Annotated in this window: 15 protein-coding genes; 2 read left to right on the top strand and 13 right to left on the bottom strand. The window is 68.9% G+C overall.

All coding sequences use genetic code 11. From position 1 onward, the window contains the following. Positions 1–498 (bottom strand): ABC transporter permease subunit (locus tag V7E09_RS03755; RefSeq protein WP_442956832.1); only part of this gene is annotated, 498 nt, incomplete at its 3' end. A gap of 80 nt (positions 499–578) precedes the next feature. Continuing rightward, positions 579–1826 (bottom strand): ABC transporter substrate-binding protein, encoded by a 1248-nt coding sequence (locus V7E09_RS03750; RefSeq protein WP_324523029.1) that lies wholly within the window; start codon positions 1824–1826, stop codon positions 579–581. A 186-nt stretch (positions 1827–2012) separates the two neighbouring features. On the opposite strand from V7E09_RS03750, the gene V7E09_RS03745 reads away from it, so the two are divergent. Then, positions 2013–2837 carry an IclR family transcriptional regulator gene (locus V7E09_RS03745; protein WP_324523028.1) on the top strand — a complete coding sequence of 275 codons (825 nt, stop codon included), beginning with the start codon at positions 2013–2015 and terminating at the stop codon, positions 2835–2837. Here V7E09_RS03745 and V7E09_RS03740 read toward each other — a convergent pair. After that, positions 2789–3361 (bottom strand): TetR/AcrR family transcriptional regulator, encoded by a 573-nt coding sequence (locus V7E09_RS03740; RefSeq protein WP_324509591.1) that lies wholly within the window; start codon positions 3359–3361, stop codon positions 2789–2791. The two genes, V7E09_RS03745 and V7E09_RS03740, sit on opposite strands and share 49 nt — an antisense overlap. Positions 3362–3439: 78 nt before the next feature. On the opposite strand from V7E09_RS03740, the gene V7E09_RS03735 reads away from it, so the two are divergent. After that, positions 3440–7774: an acyl-CoA dehydratase activase-related protein gene (locus V7E09_RS03735; RefSeq protein ID WP_324509592.1), complete on the top strand. Its 4335-nt coding sequence runs from the start codon at positions 3440–3442 to the stop codon at positions 7772–7774. On the opposite strand, the gene V7E09_RS03730 is transcribed toward V7E09_RS03735, so the two are convergent. From V7E09_RS03730 to V7E09_RS03685, 10 genes are all read right to left on the bottom strand, one after another. After that, on the bottom strand, positions 7752–9137 hold the full coding sequence (locus V7E09_RS03730) for an amidase (RefSeq protein ID WP_324509593.1): 1386 nt from the start codon (positions 9135–9137) through the stop codon (positions 7752–7754). The genes V7E09_RS03735 and V7E09_RS03730 overlap by 23 nt on opposite strands. A 106-nt stretch (positions 9138–9243) precedes the next feature. Beyond that, positions 9244–10215 carry a polyprenyl synthetase family protein gene (locus V7E09_RS03725; protein ID WP_324509594.1) on the bottom strand — a complete coding sequence of 324 codons (972 nt, stop codon included), beginning with the start codon at positions 10213–10215 and terminating at the stop codon, positions 9244–9246. A 5-nt stretch (positions 10216–10220) separates the two neighbouring features. Then, on the bottom strand, positions 10221–11801 hold the full coding sequence (gene nuoN, locus V7E09_RS03720; protein WP_324509595.1) for an NADH-quinone oxidoreductase subunit NuoN: 1581 nt from the start codon (positions 11799–11801) through the stop codon (positions 10221–10223). Next, complete coding sequence (locus tag V7E09_RS03715; RefSeq protein WP_324509596.1) at positions 11802–13313, bottom strand: NADH-quinone oxidoreductase subunit M; 1512 nt, start codon at positions 13311–13313, stop codon at positions 11802–11804. 13 nt (positions 13314–13326) lie between these two features. Next, positions 13327–15234, bottom strand: coding sequence for an NADH-quinone oxidoreductase subunit L (gene nuoL, locus V7E09_RS03710; protein WP_324509659.1), 1908 nt, complete (start codon positions 15232–15234; stop codon positions 13327–13329). Between the two features lie 13 nt (positions 15235–15247). After that, positions 15248–15547, bottom strand: a complete 300-nt coding sequence (gene nuoK, locus V7E09_RS03705) for an NADH-quinone oxidoreductase subunit NuoK (RefSeq protein ID WP_324509597.1) — start codon at positions 15545–15547, stop codon at positions 15248–15250. Continuing rightward, the gene (locus tag V7E09_RS03700; protein WP_324509660.1) at positions 15547–16350 is read right to left on the bottom strand and encodes an NADH-quinone oxidoreductase subunit J; all 804 of its coding nucleotides are present in this window, start codon (positions 16348–16350) and stop codon (positions 15547–15549) included. Before V7E09_RS03700 ends, nuoK begins: the two co-directional genes overlap by 1 nt. A 5-nt stretch (positions 16351–16355) precedes the next feature. Beyond that, positions 16356–16916: an NADH-quinone oxidoreductase subunit NuoI gene (nuoI, locus tag V7E09_RS03695; protein WP_324509598.1), complete on the bottom strand. Its 561-nt coding sequence runs from the start codon at positions 16914–16916 to the stop codon at positions 16356–16358. Continuing rightward, positions 16916–18265, bottom strand: coding sequence for an NADH-quinone oxidoreductase subunit NuoH (gene nuoH / locus V7E09_RS03690; protein WP_324509599.1), 1350 nt, complete (start codon positions 18263–18265; stop codon positions 16916–16918). The genes nuoI and nuoH overlap by 1 nt, the downstream gene beginning before the upstream one ends. Next, positions 18262–18629 (bottom strand): molybdopterin dinucleotide binding domain-containing protein (locus V7E09_RS03685; protein WP_324523027.1); only part of this gene is annotated, 368 nt, incomplete at its 5' end. The genes nuoH and V7E09_RS03685, both read right to left, overlap by 4 nt.

Raw genomic sequence — 18629 nt, 5'->3', positions numbered from 1 at the left:
GGTGACCGAGCGCGGGTTGGGACCGAAGACCAGCAGCAGGATGTTCTCGACCGCGAGGGCGACCCCGATGGTGATCAGGAGCTGGATCTGGATGGGCGCCCGCATCACGGGGTTCAGCAGGCCCGCCTGGAGCAGGGCCCCGATGCAGAACATCGCCGGCATCACGATCACCAAGGCGACGTAGGGGTGCATCCCGGCGTCGACGCAGACGAGGGTGAGGTAGAGCGCCAGCGCCACCATCGCCCCGTTGGCGAAGTTGATGATGTGCAGCACCCCGTAGATCAGGGTCAGGCCCATGGCGACCAGGCTGTAGATGCCGCCGGTGAGGATGCCCGTGACGAGGGCTTGGGTCAGGACGACGGGGCTGCCTGTGCGCGCCAGGGCGACCAGTGCGGCGAGCACCAGGGCGCCGATCGTGACGAGGATGACGCGCAGGTTGCCCGAGAGCCGGGGGGCGCGTGGTGGGGCCGTTGCTTCGGCCGGTGCCTGAACACTCATGACCAGGTTGTTCCTTCGAAAGATTGGGTGCGGGCGGGTCCGGCGGGGGCTCCCCTGGTGCGGGAGCCCCCGTGGCGACCTCAGGCGGGGAAGCGGACGGGCGCCTCGGCGACGGCGTCCGGGTAGACCTGCCGCACCGCGCCGTCTTGGATCTGCATGACGACGATCGCCGCGTTGGTGTTCTGGCCGGTCGTGTCGAAGGAGACCGGCCCGTTGCTCACGACCAGCGGCTGATAGGTGCTGGCTGCGATGGCGCTGCGGAGTGCAGCCGATTCGGTGGAGCCGGACGCCTCCAGTGCCTCGGCGATCACCCAGACGGCGTCGTAGGTGAGGACGGCGGAGGTGCGGATCGGCTGGCCGAAGGTCTTCTCGTACAGGTCGGCGAGGGCCTTCGAATCGGGGTTGGTGACGTCCCAGTGGTAGTTCGCGTCGAAGTACCCCTCGCCCCCATTCGGCGCGTCCTTGATGAAGCTCGCCTGGTCGTAGGCGCCGTTGGCGACGCCGTAGACCGCCTTGAGGTTCGGCTTGACGATGTCGATCGCCTGCGAGATCAGCAGGCTGTCGCGGTAGTAGCCGGCCACGGCCAAGACGTCGGCCCCGGACGCGGCAACTTGCTGGATCTGCGTCGTCATGTCGCTGACCGCGGCCGGGTCGTAGCTGATGACGGGGTCGAGCGCGATGCCTGCGGCGTCGGCGGCCTCCTTGAAGCCCGCGTAGGCGGCGCCACCGAAGTTGCCCTGCTCGTACATGAAGGCGACCTTCGTGAGCGGCGTCCCGGAGGCCTTCGCCATGGCGTCGAGCGCCTGTGCGCCCTGGGTGCCCATCAGGCTGGCGTTCGGCTGCAGCCGGAAGGAGTAGGTGTAGCCCTGTGCCAGGATCTCGTCGAGGGCGGAGACGTCCATGACGAAGGGCACCTGATTACGCTCGGCCACCGAGGCGACGTTGGCGCTGGTGCCGCTCTGGAAGGTTCCCACGAGCGCGACGGCGCCCTCCTCGATGAGGCGGGTCGCCTCGCTTTGCCCCACCTCGGGGCTGCCCTGGGTGTCGGCGGAGGTGAGGGCGAGCTTGGCCCCGCCCATCGAGCTGATGCCACCCGCCGCGTTGACGGCGTCGACGGCGAGCTTGGCCGCGTTCGCCATCTGCTGACCGTCGGCCGCATTGGATCCGGTGAGCGGGTGGAGGGCCCCGATCATGATCTCGCTGGCGGCCGAGGCGGAGCCGCCGGCCGTCTCGGTGGTGGAGTTGAAGGCCGAGCCTGAACAGGCCGACAGGGTCATGGCGAGGGCGGCCGCTCCGGCGACCACCCATCGCGATAGCTTTCGATTCACGAAGACTCCTCAGGATGTTGTTCCACTTATCGGAACGATGACTTTCAGAATCACGTCCCCCGGTGGAGATGAACCTAAGGTTTCCGCTTGTCGTGTGTAGTTACGTCCGCGTAAACGTCCTGTTACAGGCACCCTGAGAGGCTGTATTGTTCCGCTTGTAGGAACAAATCCACCGAAAGGGGCGCCATGACCGACGCGCCGACGCCGGCCTCCACCACACATCGGGTCGCTGAGGTGCTCCTCGCGCTCGGGAGAGGCGACGAGTGGAAGGGGGTCTCCTCGCTGGCGCGCGACCTGGCCCTGGGCAAGGCGGTGGTGCATCGCATCCTGCAGACCCTCGCCGGCAGCGGCCTGGTCAAGTACGACGCCCAGCGACGCCAGTACGCGCTCGGACCCGCCGCACACGCCTTGGCCGCCGTGGAGTCACGGCGCGATCGGCTGCTGTGGGCAGGATCTCCCGCCATCGCACATCTGGGGCAGCTCACCGGCGAGACGACCACCCTGGTCGAGCGGGTCGGGCACGAGCGGATCTACATCGATCAGGTCGAGTCCTCCCAGCACATCAGGATCTCGATCCGTGTCGGCGACACCTACCCCCTCGCACACGGCGCGAGCGGCCAGAGCATCTTGGCCTTCCTGCCGCCGGACGACATCGACCTGGCGCTCTCCGTCCCGGTACGCCGCTACACCCCCACCACCATGGTCGACGTGGCCGAGATCCGGGCGCGACTCGCCCTCATCCGGGAGCGCGGGTGGGCTACGACCACGTCGGAGCGGGTGGCGCACTCGGCCAGCATCGCAGCACCGGTCCTCGACCCCTCGGGGCACCCGCTCGGCTCGTTGTCCGTGGCCTACCTGGCTTCCCGATTCGCCGCGGTGGAGGTGCCTCGGATCGCCGAGTTGGTCATGGCCGCGAGCCGCCACGTGGAGCGCCGCCTGGCCGCCGACACCGCCCCGGCGGGTCAGGCCCCCGCGGTCGCGTCCAGCATCGTGGCGGCCGAATCGAGGTAGGCCTCCACGTCGAACTCGGCGAGCAGGGTGCGCTGGGCCAGCATGCCCATCATCTGCCCCATCGTCAGCATGGCGATGATCGTGGCCCGACCCTCGGCATCCACGACGCCCTGCGCGCGGAGATACGCGGCCAGTCCGCCGGTGGTGCGCGCACGGACGCCCTCCATCTGATCGCGGATGATCAGCGCCAACTGGGGCTCGTCGGCGGCACCGGCCCACAGCTGGACGATCAGCGAGGAGTGCAGCGTGCCGTCCAGGACGGCTCCGGCCATGAGCCGCAGCAACGCTCCCGGCGCGAGGGCCTCGTCCTCGTGGGCGGCCAGCGCCGCCTCCAAGGGCTCGACGAGCGCCCCACGCGCGACCGCGAGCACGATGTCGTTCTTGTTCTCGAAGTGGTGGTAGACGCTGCCCGCCGAACTCCCGGACGCCGCGATGATCTTCGCGATCGACGCCGCCCGGACCCCGTCGCTGCGAATCAGGTCGGTGGCGGCCGCCACGATCTCGTCACGCTTGGTGGATCGCATGCGCGGACACCCTCCCCTTCTCAGCCGAAAAGCACTACGCTCTGTAGTAACTAGAACGATCGTTCTAACGGAGGTCTCATGACGCACCACCCCCTCAGCCTCGGTCTCGACATCGGTTCGACGACGGTCAAGGCCGTCCTCCTGGACGCCGACCACGTGGCCTTCTCCGATTATCGCCGCCATCACGCCGACGCGCGAGGCGAAGTCCGGCGTCTGCTCGCCGAGATCGCCGAACGCTGGGCGGGCGTGCCGGTCCGCGCGGCCGTCACCGGGTCGGGCGGCCTGCAGGTCGCCTCCATGATGGGCGCCAGCTTCGTCCAGGAGGTGATCGCCGGTACTGAAGCCGTCGAGCAGTTCCACCCCGACGCCGATGTCGTCATCGAGCTGGGCGGCGAGGACGCCAAGATCACCTACCTCAAGCCCACCCCCGAGCAGCGGATGAACGGCACCTGCGCGGGCGGGACGGGCGCGTTCATCGACCAGATGGCCACCCTGCTCGGCACCGACGCGTCCGGCCTGGATGAGCTCGCCTCCCGGTACGCAACCCTGTACCCCATCGCGTCGCGCTGCGGCGTCTTCGCCAAGTCCGACATCCAGCCGCTGCTCAACCAAGGCGCCGCGCACACCGACCTCGCGGCGTCGGTGTTCCAGGCGGTCGCCACCCAGACCATCTCCGGGCTGGCCTGCGGGCGCCCCATCCGCGGCAACCTCGTCTTCCTCGGCGGCCCGCTGCACTTCCTGCCGCAGTTGCGCGCCGCCTACGAGCGGACCCTGGCCGACCAGGTCGCCAGCTTCACCACCCCGCCCGACGCTCAGCTCTACGTCGCCCGCGGCGCCGCCCTGCTCGCCGACGGCGACCCCACCACCTTGGAGGCGCTCATCGCCGGGCTGGACGCGGGCGCCGGGGAGGCCACCAGCCTGACCGCGACCCTGCGACCCTTGTTCGCCGACGAGGCCGAGCGGGACGCCTTCACCACCCGGCACGCCGCCGAGACCATTCCGACCGGCGACCTGGCCACCGCGTCCGGCCCGCTGTTCTGGGGCCTGGACGCCGGCTCCACCACCATCAAGTCCGTCGTCATGACCGCCGACGGCGCCATCGTGCACCGTCACTACGCGGGCAACGGCGGCGACCCCGTCAAGGCTGCGCTCGGGATCGTCAAGGAGGTCCGCGAGGCGCTGCCCGCCGACGCCTACCTGGCGCGCTGCTGCGTCACCGGCTACGGGGAAGGCCTCGTCCAGGCCGCCCTGCGGGTCGACCAGGGCGAGATCGAGACCATGGCGCACTACCGCGCCGCCGAGGCGATCGCGCCCGGCGTCACCAGCGTCATCGACATCGGCGGACAGGACATGAAGTACCTGCGGGTGCGCGGCGGCGCCCTGGACTCGATCGCCGTCAACGAGGCCTGCAGCTCGGGCTGCGGCTCCTTCCTGCAGACGTTCGCCGAGACCATGGGCACCGACGTCCGCTCGTTCGCCCAGAAGGCCCTGCAAGCCGAGACCCCGGTCGATCTCGGGTCGCGGTGCACCGTGTTCATGAACAGCTCGGTCAAACAGGCCCAGAAGGAAGGCGCCTCCGTCGGCGACATCGCCGCCGGGCTGTCCTACTCGGTCGTCCGCAACGCGCTCTACAAGGTCATCAAGCTCCGCGACGCCGACGCGCTCGGCGACAAGGTCGTCGTCCAGGGCGGCACGTTCCTCAACGACGCCGTCCTGCGAGCCTTCGAGCTCCTCACCGGACGCGAGGTCGTCCGCCCCGACATCGCGGGACTGATGGGCGCCTACGGGGCCGCGCTGACCGCCCAGCGCTCCTGGGAACCCGACCAGGTCAGCTCCCTGATCGAGCTGGACGAACTCGACGACTTCCAGGTCGAGGTCGAGCGCCGCACCTGCAAGCTGTGCCAAAACCACTGCGGCCTGACGGTCAGCAGCTTCCCCGACGGCAGCCGCCACGTCTCCGGCAACCGCTGCGAGCGCGGCGCCTCGCTGGAGGCCAAGCCGCAGCGCAGCGAGATCCCCAACCTGTACGACTTCAAGTACCGGCGGCTGTTCGCCTACCGGCGGCTCACCGACGCGAAGGCCACCCGCGGCGCCATCGGCATCCCCCGGGTCCTCAACATGTACGAGAACTACCCACTGTGGTTCACGATCCTGACCCACCTGGGGTTCAAGGTGATGCTGTCGGGCCGCTCCAACCACGAGCTGTTCACCGACGGCATGGAGACCATCCCCTCCGAAAACGTCTGCTACCCGGCGAAGCTGGCCCACGGACACATCGAATGGCTGCTGGACCGGGGCGTCACCACGATCTTCTACCCGTGCGTCAGCCTGGAGCAGCCCACCTTCGAGGCGTCCGACCACAACTTCAACTGCCCGGTCGTCGCGTTCTACCCGCAGGTGCTGGCCAAGAACGTCGACCGGCTGCGCGAACCCGGGGTGAAGTTCCTGGACCCGTTCGTCAGCCTCGCAGACCCGGCCAAGCTCGCCGAACGGCTCGTGGAGATCTTCGAGAGCGAGGGCGTCACGCTGGCCGAGGCTCAGGAGGCCGTCGCGGCCGGGTTCGCCGAGGACGCCGCCTACAAGGACGACGTCCTCGCCGAGGGCCGCCGCGCCCTGGAGTACATGGCCGAGCACGACCGCAAGGGCATCGTGCTGGCCGGGCGGCCCTACCACGTGGATCCAGAAGTCCACCACGGTATCCCCGAGATGATCAACCAGCTCGGCATGGTCGTCCTGACCGAGGACGCCGTCGCCGACGCGCCACGCCTGGAGCGTCCGCTGCGCGTCCGTGACCAGTGGACCTACCACAGCCGCTTGTACGAGGCCGCGGCCCGGGTCCGGACCGAGCCGGAGTTGCAACTCGTCCAGCTCAACTCGTTCGGGTGCGGCCTGGACGCCGTCACCACCGACCAGGTCCAAGAGATCCTGGAGGCGGCCGGGGACGTCTACACCGCCTTGAAGATCGACGAGGTGTCCAACCTGGGCGCCGCCACGATCCGGTTGCGGTCCCTGAAGGCCGCCACCGCCGAGCGGCGTCCCTCCTCGGCGGAGGTGCTGACCTACGACGCCGCGGCCAAGGAGGGTGGGCACGCGGTCTTCACCAAAGAGGCCAAGCGCACCCACACGCTGTACGCGCCGCAGATGGCCCCCATCCACTTCCGGCTCATCGTCCCGGTGCTGCGGCGGGTCGGCTACGACGTCAAGCTCCTCGAACACGCCTCCCGCGAAGACGTCGAGGTCGGGCTGCGCTACGTCAACAACGACGTCTGCTACCCGGCGATCATGGTGGTCGGCCAGCTCATCAACGCGTTCCTCACCGGCGGGGCCGACCCCGACAACAGCTCGGTGGCGATCACCCAGACCGGCGGCATGTGCCGGGCCACCAACTACGCGGGCATGCTCCGCAAGGGCCTGGCCGACGCCGGTTTCGCCCAGGTTCCGGTGCTGGCGATCAGCGCCCAGGGCCTAGAAGAGAGCCCCGGCTTCAAGCTGACGCCCACCATGATCCACAAGGCGATCCAGGCGATCGTCGTCGGCGACGTGCTGCAGAACGTGCTGCTGCGCACCCGCCCCTACGAGGCGGTTCCCGGGTCGGCGGACGCGCTGTATCGGCACTGGGACGCCGCGGCGTCGGAGTTCTTCACCACCGGCGGCTGGTCCGACACCCTGAACCGCCGGGTGACGTACCGGTGGCTGATCGACCACATCGTGGCCGAGTTCGACCACCTGGCGCTCCGTGACGAGCCGCGCCGCCCCCGCGTCGGCCTCGTCGGGGAGATCCTGGTGAAGTTCCAGCCCGATGCCAACAACGACGCGGTGCGCACCATCGAGGCCGAGGGCTGCGAGGCCGTCCTGCCGGATCTGCTGCCGTTCTTCATGATGCAGTTGCACACCGCGGGCTGGCGCCTGGACAACCTGGGTGTCGGCAGCACCACCGGCGTCAAGCTGCAGCAAGGCGTCGCCTGGCTGATCGAGCAGTACCAGCGTCCCGCGCGGCGCGCGCTCGCCAAGGCGCGCCGCGAGTTCACCGTGTCCCAGCCGCTGGCCGACATCGCGCGCCGCGCGGAATCGGTCATCTCGCTGGGCACCAGCGCCGGGGAGGGCTGGCTGCTCGTCGGGGAGATGATGGAGCTGATCGAGGACGGCTGCCCCAACATCATCGTCGCCCAGCCGTTCGCCTGCCTGCCCAACCACGTCGTCGGCAAGGGCGTGTTCCGCGAACTGCGCCGCCTCTACCCCGAAGCCAATGTGGTCTCCATCGACTACGACCCGGGCGCCTCGGAGGTCAACCAGCTCAACCGGATCAAGCTGATGGTGGCGACCGCGCACAAGAACGCCGGACGCATCCAGGCCGAGAAGGTCGGGCCGCGCCGACTCAGCATCACGCCCGTCAGCGCCCCCGTGGGGGTGTGAGGGGCCACGGGTGGGCCGCCTCCAAGGCGGCCGCCAGCCCGAGCAGGACGGCGTCGCGCCCTCGGACGCCGGTGAGCATGACGCCGATCGGCAGGATCACGCCGTCGACGTCGGCGCGCACCAGCGGGAGGCTGATCGACGGGCGGCCCGTGAGGTTGGCGACGCTGGTCCACGGCGTGTAGTCGATCTGGGCCGCGAAGTCACCGGCCGGGTCGGCGTCGTCGCGGATCGAGCCGACCTTCGCGGGGGGTTGGGCGAGCGTCGGCGTCAGGACGGCGTCCAGGCCCGCCCACTGGCTCTCCACCTCCCACTCGATCCGCTGGATCTCCGCGAGCGCGGCGGCGTACTCCACACCCGTGACGCCGCGTCCGCGTTCGCGCAGCCAGCGGGTGAGCGGCATCAGCGCCGGTTCGGCCTCGGGTGGGAGCGGCAGTCCGGCCGCGCCCGTGGTCCACAGGGCATCGAAAGCCCCCCACCGGCTGGCGGGAAAGGCCCGCGGCGCGTCCACGAGTTCGTGCCCCAGCTCCTCCAGCCAGCCGGCGACCTGCTCGACCGCGGCGACCGCGGCCGGATGCACCTGCGCGGTGTCGGAGATGATCGGCGTGACCGTCACCCCGATGCGCAGCCGGGTCGGCGCGTGCTCCAGGCCGGCCAGGAACCCGCGTCCGGGGGCCAGCACGTCCAGACCCAACGCCGTGTCGGCCACGGTGCGACTCAGCACCCCGTCGCTCACCAGGCCGGGGCCGCTGACCCGGCTGGGGGCCGTGCTCACCAGCCCGCGCGACGGCTTGTGCCCGACGAGACCGCAACTGGCGGCCGGGATGCGGATGCTGCCGCCCCCATCGGAGGCGTGCGCCAGCGGCACGATCCCGGCAGCCACCGCGGCGGCCGCTCCCCCGCTGGATCCGCCGGCGCCGCGGCTGCGATCCCACGGCGTCACGGCGGGCGGGCGTCCGGCAGGCTCGGTGTAGGGCGGAAAGCCGAACTCGGGAGTGGCGGTCTTGCCGACGGTGAGGCTGCCCGCGTCGATCAGGCGTTGTGCCACCGCGTCGGTGCTCTGGGCGATGGTGCCGCGCAACACCGCGGAGCCGGCCTCGAACGGCAGCCCCGCCACCTCGGCGAGGTCCTTGATCGGAACCGGGACGCCCGCCAGCGGGCCGAGCCGCTCACCACGGGCGAGCGCCCCGTCGACGCTGGCCGCCTGCTCGGCGGCGAACTCGGGTGTCAGGGTGGCGAACGCACCCAGGGCGGCATCGGCCCGCGCGGCGTCCAGCGCCTCGGCGAGCACTGCGGCGGCGGTCGTCTCCCCTGCTCGTACGCGACGCGCGGTTTCGAGGGCACTGCGGTGGCGGTAGTCCAGCATGGGCCGAGGCTACCGGCCCTCCTGCCGCGCAGGCAGGCGTCCCGAGTACGCGCCCGCCGCGTCCGCCTCTCTCAGGCGTCCGCCCTGCCCTGTCCGGCGCGGACGGTCAGGCCGAACGGAACGCGACCTGGTCGCACAGCGCCGACAAGGCGTCGCGCGCCGACCCCGCGGGCAGCACCGAGAGGTAGCCACGAGCCAGTTCGGCACGACGCGCCACCTCGGCTCGCGCCTCATCCATGACAGGGTGAGCGCGCAGCAACGTCAGCGCCTCGGCGACCTCCGCTTCCTCGTGCAGGGGCCTCGACGTCAACTCCAGGAGCCGGGCGTCTTCGGCTGTGGCCGACGCCCTCAGCAGGAGCACCGGCAGCGTCGGGACGCCTTCGCGCAGGTCCGTGCCCGGGGTCTTGCCCGAGTCGTCGGAGGCGATGTCCAGCAGGTCGTCGCTCAGCTGGAAGACCAGCCCGATCTCCTCGCCGTAGGCCGCCAGCGCCGCCAGTACGTCCTGTGGCGCCCCGCACACCATGCCGCCGAAGACGGTGGACGCGGCGATGAGCGACCCCGTCTTGTCGGCGATGACGTCCAGGTAGTGCCGCAACGGGTCTTCGCCCTCGGTCAGCCCGCGCGTCTCCGCGATCTGGCCCTGCACGAGCCGGGCGAAGGTCTCGGCCTGCAGCATCACGTACTCGGTGCCGAGCGTGGCCACGGTCGAGGAGGCGCGGGCGAACAGGAAGTCGCCCACCATGATCGCGACCGTGTTGCCCCACCGGCTGTTCGCCGACGGGACGCCGCGGCGCACGTCCGCCTCGTCCATGACGTCGTCGTGGTACAGGCTCGCCACGTGGGTGAGCTCCATCACGATCGCGGCCCGGTCGATGGCGGACTCGTCGGCACCTGGGTACAGCTGGGACGCCAGCACCACCAGCAGTGGCCGGAAACGCTTCCCGCCTGCAGCCAGCAGGTGCTGGGCGGCGTCCGAGGTGAACGCGGTCTGTGCCGCAGCTGTCTGTGTGAGACGGCCCTCGATGGCGTCGATCCGTCGCCGGACGAACGCCTCGAAGTCTGCGTCTGCGTGGGTCACCGACGTCACCGCAGGAAGCCGCCCGCGAACGCCGCCAGTTGCATGACCGAATCGGGAAGGAGACCGAGCCACAGCGTGCCCGCCGCGCCGACGATGATCGGGATCCACGTCCAGGCGCTGGCATGGCCCACGAAGGTGCCCTGCGCCGGCGCGCCGGCGAACATGACCACGACGACCCGCAGGTAGAAGTACGCGGCCACCAGCGAGCTCAGCACCGCCACCACGACCAGCCACCAGTAGCCGCCCTGCCAGGCGGAGGTGAACACGGCCCACTTGCCGATGAAGCCGCCGGTCAGGGGGATGCCCGCGAAGCTGAGCATGAACACGGCGAACAGGCCTGCGACCCACGGGTTCTTCGACACCAGGCCGGACCAACCAGCGATGGTGTTGTCTTCACCCGCCTGATTGCGGACCAGGGTCACGATCGCGAACGCGCCGATCGTGGCGAAGCCGTACGCGGCGAGGTAGAAGAACACTGCGGAGGCCGAGGAGGCCTGCCCGGCGGCGACCTGCTGGTTGGCCCCGACGATCGCGGTGAGCACGAAGCCCGCGTGGGCGATCGAGCTGTAGGCCAACAGGCGCTTGATGTCGGACTGGGTGAGGGCCCCGATGATGCCGACTGCCATGGTGGCGATGGCGAGCACCGCAAAGATGGGCTGCCACGTCCAGCGCATGCCGTCCAGCGCCACGAAGAAGACCCGCATGAGCGCGACCACGGCCGCGAACTTGGTGCAGATCGCCATGAATCCCGTGACCGGGGTCGGGGCGCCCATGTAGACGTCGGGGGTCCAGTTGTGGAACGGGACGACGCCGGTCTTGAACAGCAGCCCGACCGCGATGAAGGCCAGGCCGATGAAGATCAGACCCGGGCTGCCGACGGCGCCGCCCACAGCCGCATGGATCACGCGCAGGTCGAACGATCCGGAGAACACGTAGAGCATGGCGATGCCGAACAGCATGAACGCCGAGGAGAACGCGCCGAGCAGGAAGTACTTCAGGGCCGCTTCCTGCGACAGCAGCCGACGGCGACGCGCCATGCCGCTGAGCAGGTACAGCGGAAGCGAGAACACCTCCAAGGCCACGAACAGGGTCAGCAGGTCGGACGCCGAGGCGAAGACCATCATCCCGGTGAGGGCGAACATGCCCAGCGGGAAGACTTCCGTGTGCTCGTGGCGTGCCGCCGAGGACTCCGCCTCATCGGCGGATCCCGGCACGGAGGCCGCCGACGCGGCGAACGTGGTGGCGCCGCCGTTCAGGGTGCGCTCACCGAACACCATGAACGCCAGGACGCCGAACACGAGCAAGGCGCCCCAGGCGAAGTAGCTGGGACCGTCCAGCGTGATGGAACCCATGGCGAGACGCCCGGCGTACCCGGCGTGCCAGTTGATCACCAGGAACGCCAGCGATGCCACGACGGTGGCGATGACGAGGCTGATCTGCGCCACGAAACGCAGGTGCCGAGGGAGGACGGCCTCCAGCAGGATGCCCAGGCAGGCCGCCGCGAACACGAGCAGCACCGGAGCCAGCGCACGCCACTCCAGGGTGGGCGCCGCCATCTCCAGGACCGGCATGAGATACGACGACATCTACTTGGCTCCCTTCACGACCGGAGCGGGATCGGTCACACCGACGTACTCCATGGTCGCCTTGGCGGTGGGCTCGACCATCGACACCGCAGGCTGCGGGACGAAGCCGAAGAACAGCAGCATCGCGATGATCGGCACCATCACGGCCTTCTCGATTCCCGTCAGGTCCCGGCCGGTGAAGGCCTTCTCCGACTGCTCGGTCACGGGCCCCGTCATGGTGCGCTTGTACAGGATCGCCAGCACGTACACAGCGGCGAACACGACGCCGGGCAACGCGAACACGGTGATGACCGGGTTGCGCGTCCAACTGCCGGCGATGACCAGGAACTCGCTCACGAAGGTCGCCATGCCGGGCAGGGACAGGGCCGAGAGGCCGGCCAGCAGCAGGACGCCGGCCGCGACCGGAGCCACCTTCTGCACGCCGCCGTAGGCGTCGATGTCGTAGCTGCCACGCCGCTTGGCGAGGAACCCGACGATCAGGAACAGCGCGGCTGTGGAGAATCCGTGGTTGAGCATGTAGAAGATCGAACCGGTCTGGCTCGTGGTGGTGAAGGCGTAGATGCCCAGCACCATGAACCCGAAGTGGCTGACCGACGTGTAGGCCACCATGCGCATCATGTTCGTGCTGCCGATGGCCGCCAGGGCCCCCCACAGGATCGAGATCACCGCGAAGACGGTCATGAACGGGGCCACCCACACGGATGCCTCCGGGAACAACCCCAGGCAGAACCGGATCATGCCGAAGGTGCCGATCTTGTCCAGGACGCCGACGAGCAGCGTTGCCGTGCCCGGAGTCGACTGGGCCGCCGTGTCCGGCAGCCAGGTGTGCAGCGGCACCATGGGCGCCTTGATGATGAAGGCCACCAGGAAGCCGAGCATCAGCCAGCGTCCCAGATCCCCGTCGATGCGGAGCGCAGCAAGGTCGCCGATGAGGTAGGACGGCGTCCCCTGGCTCGCGGAGACGGCGAACAAGCCGACCACCGAGGCGAGCATGATCAGACCGCCTGCCAGGCTGAACAGCAGGAACTTGATGGCCGCAAAGCCGCGGCGCTCACCACCGAACCCGACGATCAGGAAGTAGGTGGGGATCAGCGTGGCCTCGAAGAAGAGGTAGAAGAGCAGCACATCGGTGGAGGTGAAGACGAACAGCGCCAGCCCCTCGAGGATCAGCACCAAAGCGAAGAAGCTCTGCGCACTCCAGCGGCCTGCGGGCGGCTCCCACTCGGCCAGCAGCACCAGCGGAGTCAGGACGACCGTCAGCAGGATCATCGCGAGACCCATGCCGTCGACGCCCAGCGCCCACCAGGCGCCGAACGCGCGGATCCACGGGACGGCCACACTCAGGTCGGCGCCCGTGCCGTGCAGCACGGCGACGGTGACCCCGACGGCCAGCGTGGCCACCGAGAACACCAGCCCCAGGATGCGCGCAGCGCCCTTGCCCATCGGCAGGAACAGGAGCAGGCCACCGATGATCGGCAGCAGGCCGAGGAAGGTGAGCCAAGGGAATGTCATGTCAACTCCTCCCTCAGCCCAGCTGACTGAGGATCAGAACGGCACCCACGACCAGCACGCCGAGCAGCATGGTGAGGGCGTAGTTGCGGGTGTAGCCGGTTTGCAAGCGTCGCAGCTGCGTCGACAGCCCTTGGAAGGCATGGCCCGCGCCGTCGAACGTGCGGTCGATGAGCGTGACGTCCGCCGTGTCGATCGCCTTGGCGGTGACGACGGTGGGCTGCGTGAACAGGAATCCGTTCACCTGGTCCCCGAACAAGACGTTGCGACCGGCGATGGTCATCGGGTTCTTGGTGGCCGGGGCGACATCCGGGATGCTCCCGCGCCCGAACACCAGCCAGGACGCCGCCACACCTGCGGCGACGACGAGCAGCGTCGCCCATCCGACCGGCGTCGGGATCAAGCTGACCTCGTGAGCGTGGTTCCCGACGGCCGGCTCGAGCCAGGTCTGGATCCACCAGTTCATCAGCAGGCCCGCGCCCACCGAGAACACCGCCAAGATGATCAGCGGAACCGTCATCGTCTTGGGCGACTCGTGCGGGTGGACGCCCTCACGCCAGCGCTTCTCGCCGAGGAAGGTCATCAGCATCAGCCGCGTCATGTAGAACGCCGTCACCCCGGCGCCCAGCAGGGCGCAGATCCCGATGAACACGTTGTTGGCGAACGCCGCCTCGATGATGTGGTCCTTGGAGAAGTAGCCGGCGAAGAACGGGAACCCGATGATCGCCAGGTAGCCCATGGAGAACGTCAGGAAGGTGACGCGCATCGCAGTCGCCAGCCCGCCGAAGTGACGCATGTTCACGTCGTCGTTCATGCCGTGCATGACCGACCCGGCCCCCAGGAACATGTTGGCCTTGAAGAAGCCGTGCGTGATGAGGTGGAAGATCGCGAAGGCGTACCCGGCCGGGCCGATGCCGGCGGCCAGCATCATGTATCCGATCTGGCTCATGGTCGAGCCCGCGAGCACCTTCTTGATGTCGTCTTGGCTCGTGCCGATCCAGGCGCCCGCAAGCAGCGTCACCGTGCCGACGACGACGACCGCCGTCTGCGCGATCGGGGCTGCCTCGAAGATCGCGTGGCTGCGCACCACGAGGTACACGCCGGCCGTCACCATCGTCGCCGCGTGGATCAGGGCCGACACCGGGGTGGGGCCCTCCATGGCGTCCAGCAGCCACGCCTGCAGCGGTACCTGGGCCGACTTGCCGCAGGCGCCGAGCAGCAGGAAGAAACCGATCAGGGTCGCCCACAGCGGTGACAGTTCGTGGGCTCCGGCGTTCACGTCGGTGAAGGAGGAGGACCCGAACATGGCGAGCATGGTGCTGATCGCCATCAGCAGACCCAAGTCGCCGACGCGGTTCATCACGAACGCCTTGACCCCGGCTGCGGCCGCCGACGGCTTGTGCTGCCAGAAGCTGATCAGCAGGTAGGAGGCCAGACCCACGCCCTCCCACCCGACGAACAACACGATGTAGTTGTCGGCCAGCACCAGGATCAGCATCGCTGCGATGAACAGGTTCAGGTAGGCGAAGAAGCGGCGACGACGATCGTCGTGAGCCATGTAGCCGATCGAGTAGATGTGGATCAGCGAACCGACGCCCGTGATCAGCAGCGCGAACAGGATCGAGAGCTGATCGACCAGCAGGCCGACCTCGAAGGTCCACTCCCCCACCCCGAACCAGGTGTACAGGTGGGCCGAGACGGCACGCTCCGACGCCGGGCGGATGAGCTGCTCGCCGAACAGGCAGGCGGCGATCGCGAAGGACCACAGCACGGCTGCAGTCCCGGCGAGGTGGCCCCAGCGATCGGTCAGCTTGCCCCCGAGCAGGAGCAGACCCGCCATGACGGCCGGCACCGCGATCATCGTCCACGCGAGCGTGAACATGCCGGTCGCGGCGACCGGTGCGGCGAGGGTTTCCAGAAGCATCACGTCGCCCACCTCAGAGCTTCAGCAGGTTGGCGTCGTCGACCGAGGTCGAGCGGCGCGTCTTGTAGATCGAAACGATGATCGCCAGGCCGACGACGACCTCGGCTGCGGCGACGACCATCACGAAGAAGGACGCCACCTGGCCGTTGAGTCCGCCGGTGATCTGCGACCCGGCGACCAGGGCCAGGTTGCAGGCGTTCAGCATCAACTCGACGCACATGAACGCGACCAGAGCGTTGCGGCGTACCAGGACGCCGATCGACCCGATCGAGAACAGCAGCGCGGCGAGGAAGAGGTAGTTCTCGGGGTTCATCACTCGTCCTCTTCTTCCACGGCGGCCTCGATGGCGGCGAACGTCTGGTCGGTCACCTTGGCCAGCGGAATGGGATCGATCACCGCGCCGCGCAGCAGCAGCGTCTGGCTGATCGACTTCGGTGCGATCGATCCGTCGGGCAGCAGTGCGGGTGCCGCGATGGAGTTCGTGGTGGCGTAGACGCCCGAGTTCGGCAGCGGGCCGGGGTGCTCGCCCTTGGTCGCGTAGTCGGCCATGCGCTCCTCGGCGAGCTCGCGCTGGTCGCGCTTCGGCGTCACGCGCTGACGGTGGGCCAGGATCATGGCACCGACGGCTGCGGTGATCAGCAGCGCGCTGGCGAGCTCGAAGACGAAGATGTAGCGGCCGAACATCAGGTTCGCCAAGCCCTGGGCGTTACCGCCGAACTGGGCGTTGGCCTCGACCACGGTGACGGCCGGCTGGGTGATCGAACCGACGATGGCGAAGATCAGCAGGGCGGCCAGGCCGATGCCGGCCAGGATCGCGAGCGGCCGCTGCGCCTTGAGCGTTTCAACAGCCGAGTCGGGGGTGTCGACGCCGACCATCATCATGACGAACAGGAACATCATCATGACCGCGCCGGTGTACACGATGATCTGTGTCATCGCGAGGAACGGTGCGTCGAGGGAGGCGTACAGCACGGCGAGGCTGATCATCGACACGGCCATCGACAAGGCGGCATACACCGCACGTCGGCTGAACACGAGGCCCAGCGCGCCGAGCACCGCCAGCGGGGCTCCGATCCAGAACGTCACCTCCGCCCCGGTCACGAGCGGAATGAGCATGGGGCTCACGAGGCGACCTCCTCGGTGTCGACAGGACCGGTGCGGGTGTCCGGCACGCCGGTGGGCGGCAGGCCGAGGAAGTAGTCCTTCTCGTCGTTGCCCAGCCGCGGCGGGTGCGGCGGCTCCTCCATGCCCGGCAGGAGCGGCGCCAGCAGGCGGTCCTTGGTGTAGATCATCAGTTCGCGGCTGGTGTCCGCGAGCTTGAAATCGTTGGTCATCGTGAGCGCCCGGGTCGGGCACGCCTCGATGCACAGGCCGCACAGGATGCAGCGCAGATAGTTGATCTGGTAGACGCGGCCGTAGCGCTCCCCGGGCGAGTAGCGCTCCTCGTCGGTGTTGTTCGCACCTTCGACGTAGATCGCGTCCGCCGGGCACGCCCACGCGCACAGCTCGCAGCCCACGCACTTCTCCAAGCCGTCCGGCCAGCGGTTGAGCTGGTGACGTCCGTGGAAGCGCGGAGCGGTGACCTTCTCCTGGCCGGGCATCGGGTAGCCCTGCGTGAAGGTCTTGCGGAAGATGGTTCTGAAGGTGACGCCGAAGCCGGCCCACGCATCGAAGATGCCCATTACTGGTCGCCCTTCCTCTCGTCGTCGGACGTCAGGACGCCCTGCTCGTCGGTGACTGCGGTGGAACTGCCCGCCACCACCCCGGCGAACTCAGGCAGCGTCTGCCCGGGCATCGGGGGCACCGGGTAGCCCCCGGCGAAGGCGTCGAACGGGCCCTCGGGTTTCGGTGGCACGGGCTCGGGGCGTTCGCCGCCGAGGAACACGACCGCGATCAGTCCGCAGGCGACCACGCCGATCAGGATGTAGAGCAGCGGCCCCTGCAGCAGGCCGTGGTTCATCAGGCCGCGCATGATGGCGATCACCATGATCCACGCCAGCGAGATCGGGATGAGCCACTTCCAGCCCAGCGCCATGAACTGGTCGTAGCGGAGGCGGGGCAGGGTGCCGCGCAGCCACACGAAGATCGAGATCAGGAACTGCACCTTGATGAAGAACCACAAGAAGCCCCAGTACCCGGTGTCGGGGATGAACATGCTCAGGGGCCAGATCGCCTTGTAGCCGCCGAGGAACAACGTCGTTGCGACCGCGGACACCGTGGCCATGTTGATGTATTCGGCGAGGAAGAAGATCGCGTAGCGGAAGCCGGTGTACTCGGTGAGGTGACCGGAGACCAGCTCGGACTCGCACTCGGGCAGGTCGAAGGGGGCGCGGTTCGTCTCACCGACCATTGAGATCACGTACACGATGAAAGACGGGAAGAGCAGCGCCCAGTACCACTGCTGCAGGTTCAGCGGATTGTCGCCGAACAGCGGCAGGCCCTGAGCCTCGACGATCTCCGAGGTGGACATGGTGCCCGCGTACAGGAACACCGCGACGTAGCTCAGGCCCATCGAGATCTCGTAGCTGATCATCTGCGCCGAGGAGCGCAGGGAGCCCAGCAGGGAGTACGGGGAGTTGGAGGACCAGCCGGCCAGGACGAAGCCGTAGACCGCGACCGAGCTCATGGCCAGCAGCAGGAGCGCGGAGACGGGCATGTCGGTCACCTGCAGGCGCGTCGTGACGCCGAACATGTTGACCTCGCCGCCCAGCGGCATCACCGACCAGGCGCCGAAGGCGCACACGCCGGCAAGGATGGGGGCGATGGTGAACAGCACCCGGTCGACCATCCCCGGGGCGAAGTCCTCCTTGAACATGAGCTTGAGGCCGTCGCCCAGGGCCTGACCAAGGCCACCGAGCCAGATCGGGTTCATGATCGGGCCGAGGCGGTGCTGCATCTTGGCGACCAGCCGGCGCTCGTACCAGACGTTGAAGATCGTCCAGGTCAGCAGCAGGACGACCACGCCGACGACCTTGATCAGGACGATCCACCAGGGGTCGTTCATGAAGATCGAAATGTCTGCAGGCGTCATGCCGCACCTCCGTTGACCTCGACGGTTTCACCGGCGACGACGTCGAGCTCGCCGAGCCCGGCCCCGTTCCGGTTTCCGGGGATCCACACGACCCCGTCGACCATGGACTGCTCGACCACCAGCGGCAGCGTCACCGCTCCCCCGCGCGCGTTCAGCGTGACGGGATCGCCCGCCGCCAGGCCGAAGGAGGCGGCCGTCGCCGGGCTGAGACGGGCCACGTCGGGCTTGGCCGTCTCCAGCAGGGCCGCGGCGCCGTCGGTGGCGGCCGACCCGCCCAGCAGCAGCCGCCACGAGGCGAGCACCAGCGACGAGCCGGTGGCCGCCGGCTGGGCGGCGGCGGGTTCCGTCGGCTGCGGGGCGCGGG

Origin of the sequence: Propioniciclava sp. (assembly GCF_036744435.1) — a bacterium.
Lineage (GTDB): Bacteria > Actinomycetota > Actinomycetes > Propionibacteriales > Propionibacteriaceae > Propioniciclava.
Note: the sequence above shows the minus strand (reverse complement) of the source record. Positions and strands in the feature narration are given on the sequence as shown.